Consider the following 4,234-nt stretch of genomic DNA (forward strand, 5'->3'; position numbering starts at 1 on the left):
GTTTCTCGAAAAACGCGAGTAACTGACTTCGACGCAGTTGGCGACGCACGAGAACACGACCGCTTTCATCGACACCGTGGATTTGGAAAACGCTCTTCGCGAGGTCGATACCGACCGTAGCAAGCTCGGACATGGGTGGCTCCTCAGCGTGAGGCGACAACATCCCGACTATGCCCCAACGCAAACCCGGGAGCAGGAGCCATCCACACCATCAGTCGAGAACCTCTGGCAGTTCATGCGCGACAACTGGCTCGGCAACCGGATCTTCCAATCCTATGCCGACATCCTCGACCACTGCTGCCACGCCTGGAACACCCTCATCAACCGACCCGAGCGCATCATGTCGATCGGATCCCGCGAATGGGCCTATGGGTTCTGATCAATGAGGATTGGTATAAACCATCCGTTTGAGACAGTGCACTAGATTTGCTCCCGGCATAAAAGGCCAAAGTCTGTTAAAACGTACGTCAAACCGAGACGAGATGCTTCCGCTAAGGCATCATAAATCCCCTCTACGATTGGGACTCCCGGCCCATTGAAAGATGTATTCAAGAGTATTGGATCGCGGCCAATAAAGCGCATCTCCTCCAGAAGTAGATATAGCAACCCGGTTTCTGGTACAACGTGCTGAACCCTTGCAGTATGGTCAAAATGTGTAACGGCAGGAAACAACTTAGATGTGCACCGATAGTTAAAAAGCATGTAAGGAGAAAAAGACGGACCACGATCGAACCAATTTGAGGCGTCCTGAAAGAGTACTGCCGGGGCAAATGGGCGCCATGATTCCCTACCTTTGATTTTATTAACTGCTTCCCAATTTTTTAGACTACATGGATCGGCAAGAATAGAGCGATGGCCAAGAGCTCGAGGCCCAAGTTCACTTCGGCCAGAACATACGCCAATAATCATACCAGCGGCAAGTAACTGCGCCGTCTCGTATAACATAGTGTCCTTCTGGGCAATCGTTTTCCATCCCAACTCAGCACCGGCTGCTTCGACTTCATCAACCGTAGGATACGATCCAATGTATACACTATCCGCAAAATTTCGAGGGCCATTTGGAAGACATAGATGTTTATCTACATACGCAGCAACGGCCGCCCCAATGGACAAGCCTTCGTCATTGACTGCCGGAGGAACTAATACTGGTACCTTAAGTACATCGTTCAGTGTAGAGTTTGAAGGGCAATTCAGCGCAAGCCCTCCGCACAATAGAATTGATTCGTACTCATGCCGACACCGTCGAGCGATAGCTTCAGCCGAACGCAAAAGTTTGATCAAGTTCAGCTCAATAATAGTCTGTGCCGTTGCAGCGACATCAGCAACGTTTCCCGGCGGAATTCGGCCCCCTCGATTCCAATTAGATAGAGCCGCGATGTCAACATTACTGCGGACGAGCCAACGCCAAACTACTTCATTCATATCGAGTTTGCCATCAAGCGTAACTTGACGCCGCGTACCAATCAGCCCAGTATCCATGTGAATAGATCGACCGTAAGGTCCGAGCCCCATCATTTTGCCGGGGCCTCCAGTAGCATCGAAGCCGCAAAGAATACTAACTGTCGTATAGAACTCACCAAGCCAGCCATCGACTGGTGCAACCGGACGAAGGTTGCCAGGCGGCGTCCAAAAATAAATACCACCGCCTGCAAAAGAAGGACCTATTCCGCCATCGCCGGTTACGATCAATGCGGGTTTGTCGGGCGAAATTGCGTAGGCTGCGTAAAAAGCATGTAGTAAGTGATGCTGGTAAAATGTTGCAGGCCGATCAACTCCATTTAATGACAATTTTGCACTTTTTCGCATCCACGTATTCAAGACAGGGTCTGCGTAGCCAACCATAGCCAGCGTTTCGTAAGAAGCATTACAATTGCTATTTGCATAGGTTTCATAATAGAATTGGGACTCGTCAACTGTTACACAGCGGCTATTGGCAATATTATTGTTCCAACTAGTTTGCAGATAATATGGATGGGTGGGACCGATTTTTTCGAAAAAAGCATTTGAATTTCCAGTTTCGATCCCATCAATGTTGACAATGAAATTGCTATCGAAAATTATCGGTACATTTTGAGTAGATGAAAGCCCAATAGCAGTGTCTTTAGAGCAGCCGTCGATTAGCTGGGCAACATCATCACTAGAGAGACCAAGTGCATGCTTGATGCGGCAAAATCGCTCTTTACTTAGGAAGCGCTTTATGCCTGCTTCATCAAGATGAGCAGCACCTGCGTCATGGCCAAAATGATATCCGATGCTGTCCATTGTATACCTTTATTCTGCTGGATATATGATTAGTACCGTATTGAATTTCACTCAACACAATTGACAAATTGATGGCATAAATCTTACCGAAGGGCTACTGAAAAACAAGAGATAAGATCAAATATAAAGTTATAAATTAAAATCAAAACGAAAATTTCAAAAGCAAAATATTATTTACACAACTCGAGATGGGACGATAATATTCGCTACTTGGAAGAAGGTTTCACTACGCGACTACCCTCCAACTGTGCAGCTGTTTAATGGCAGGTCGGTTGCCAAATTCATCGCTTGCACTCATAGCACGAGGTAGCACAAAGCTCATACCATACTTACATCTTTATGGATATCGGGCCAAACGAAATAGCTCGCCTCGGATTTGTTTAGGTGGGCTTTAGTGAGACCCAACGGTTGATCGGGCGCAGTCCTCAGCTTATCGGATCTGACACTGTTACCAATAAACTCGCAGCAACAAGTCAGTAATAGATACGAAAAACCACCGCAGCTTCAGTTGGACGGATCATGGTCAGGTCATCAATTGACATACGGATTGAGCAGGCCAACGGGGCATGGTTCTACCGCAGATCATCTGTTCGATAAGCCCCTCTCCCAGCTCGCCCCCCCTTGCGCCCTACCGTGCTGTAGGAAGTGTAGAAATAGTTCACCGGGACAGCAAAGACGTTCGGGTTGTCATTCAGATAGTCTCGGATGATGAAATTAGGTCCTGGATCGTATAATTTCTTTAGACGACTAGCGGGTAGAGTTAAATCTCACTTAAAGCATTTTCGGTGTAATCTGGATCGTATCCGGCAGCTGCGAAGAAGTTTTCACTTTCGTCTGGTTTGACGGTGTCGATGAGGCGTCCGATTGCCGACCACAGCCCCTCGACAGTGCGCTCGGCGGCCTTGCGCAGGAGGGCCTTGAGCTTGCGGGAGGAACAAGAGCCGCGCGCCTGCCGCCTCGATGGCAGCCTGCACGGCCATGCTCTTGTGGCTTCCGAGGTTGTCCATGACGACGATGTCGCCGTTGTTCAGTTCAGGCACCAGCACCCGTTCGACGTAAGCCTGGAAGGCGTCGCGGTTAATGGGCCCGTCGAGCACGAACGGGGCTGCAATCCCGGTCAGGCGCAGCCCGGCGACGAAAGTCGTTGTCTTCCAATGGCCGTGCGCTGATCGGCGACCGAGGTCCGCCGCCGCCACTTGGCGACTGTCTTCGGGTTGATCCCGTAGCGCTTCGAGAGGGCCCCCAGGCTCGCTTGACTATGCTGGATCGCTCGACGGGTCGCCTCCGTCGTTGTGGCGCTGCCGTGAAGAACCTGGCCCATAGCGCGTCCCTCCACTCCGGCGTGAAAAGTGCACCATCAAACCCCGGGATCAAACAGCTAGCAAGAAGCGCCTGTCCGGCGACACGACTCGGGTGGCTACCATGGACGAGGTACGGGATCTACGTCGCGAAGCGGGGGCGCTGAAGGAGGTCGTAGCGGATCTCATCCTGGAGAACCGCATGCTCAAAAAAACGTATGGCCCGCCCCGTCCGCAAGTTGATCGATGAAGGCGCCTGTGACTGGTCTGCACCAACGTAACCGGCATGTCGATACGGTGGCCGCCAAGATGGAGAGCCGCACGCCCCGGGCCTCACAGACGGTGCGGTGTCTGGCGGCCATGGCTGGGGAAGCCAGCGCACATTGGAGCCCGGCGGCGGGCAGGGCGCAAGCCATGGTAGTTTCCAGATTGTCGGGACGGAAAGAATTGACAGATAGGATGCCGGTGAGGATCAGGGTAGCGTCAGCGCAGAAGCGCGGAGACACCGGCCTGAGAGCCTGTTTGAGCGCGATCGCTTAGGCTGGATTGTTGAGGGTGTTGGCGGCCATGAGGCAAGCTACGCAGATGAGGCGTCCGGTCGCGACGTCGAGGCGTCCGGCCCGCTCGCGGAGAAGCCCACCCCAGTGGCTCAGCCAGCCGAAGGTGCGCTCGAC

The 4,234-nt window shown here is 52.0% G+C and carries 1 protein-coding gene and 5 pseudogenes; 2 read left to right on the plus strand and 4 right to left on the minus strand.

What is annotated here, in order from left to right:
* A pseudogene (locus MFF30_RS21535) lies at positions 1-133 on the minus strand (IS110 family transposase); the annotation flags it as partial.
* 75 nt (positions 134-208) lie between these two features.
* On the opposite strand from MFF30_RS21535, the pseudogene MFF30_RS21540 reads away from it, so the two are divergent.
* A pseudogene (locus MFF30_RS21540) lies at positions 209-379 on the plus strand (IS630 family transposase); the annotation flags it as partial.
* A 41-nt stretch (positions 380-420) separates the two neighbouring features.
* Here MFF30_RS21540 and MFF30_RS21545 read toward each other — a convergent pair.
* The 3 genes and pseudogenes from MFF30_RS21545 to MFF30_RS21555 all read right to left on the minus strand — a co-directional run.
* Positions 421-2,262: a carbamoyltransferase C-terminal domain-containing protein gene (locus MFF30_RS21545; protein ID WP_238282045.1), complete on the minus strand. Its 1,842-nt coding sequence runs from the start codon at positions 2,260-2,262 to the stop codon at positions 421-423.
* Positions 2,263-3,022: 760 nt separating this feature from the next.
* Positions 3,023-3,425 (minus strand): annotated as a pseudogene (locus MFF30_RS21550) (transposase); the annotation flags it as partial.
* Positions 3,422-3,583: pseudogene (locus MFF30_RS21555) on the minus strand (IS481 family transposase); the annotation flags it as partial. The pseudogenes MFF30_RS21555 and MFF30_RS21550, both read right to left, overlap by 4 nt.
* A 56-nt stretch (positions 3,584-3,639) precedes the next feature.
* Between MFF30_RS21555 and MFF30_RS21560 the strand changes: the two are divergent.
* Positions 3,640-3,780, plus strand: a pseudogene (locus MFF30_RS21560) (IS3 family transposase); the annotation flags it as partial.
* Positions 3,781-4,234: the final 454 nt, after the last annotated feature.

Origin of the sequence: Methylobacterium goesingense (assembly GCF_022179225.1) — a bacterium.
In the GTDB taxonomy this organism is placed as follows: Bacteria; Pseudomonadota; Alphaproteobacteria; order Rhizobiales; family Beijerinckiaceae; genus Methylobacterium; species Methylobacterium goesingense.